This window comes from Collinsella sp. SGI.033 (genome assembly GCF_050315135.1).
Classification (GTDB): domain Bacteria; phylum Actinomycetota; class Coriobacteriia; order Coriobacteriales; family Coriobacteriaceae; genus Collinsella.
In genome coordinates this window covers 1-330 of record NZ_JBNPOK010000078.1, presented here as the reverse complement: position 1 = coordinate 330, position 330 = coordinate 1, and the positions used below count along the sequence as shown (strand labels likewise).

Genomic DNA, 330 nt, shown 5'->3' with positions numbered 1-330 from the left:
GCCGCGGCGGCCCTCTGCCATTCCATACCTGACGAAGTGGCGCAGGATCGCCGCGTCGTCAACAAGAGCGCCGCACTCGCTTTTCTTCGTATATGCGGAAAGCACATCCGGGCTGCTGGCGATATAGTAGCTGAAATCGTAGACCGGGGCGTAGTCGACGCCGTCGAGAGACGTGCGGGCAGCCTTTAGCGAGTCGCAGCCGCTAGCGTGACGGCCCTCGGCCTTGCAGTAACGCAGGTAGTGCCCGTAGAGCTTGGCCGTGTCGGTGCCAAAGGCGGAGCGGAGGTCGGGGTACTCGTTGTAGTAGCTGCGGACGTCGAACGCCTCGTT

The 330-nt window shown here is 63.0% G+C and carries 1 protein-coding gene; it reads right to left on the bottom strand.

Annotation, left to right across the window (positions count from 1 at the left end; genetic code table 11):
• The coding region (locus ACQRC0_RS08835) for a hypothetical protein (RefSeq protein ID WP_427729341.1) at nt 1-330 on the bottom strand (330 nt) is incomplete at both ends.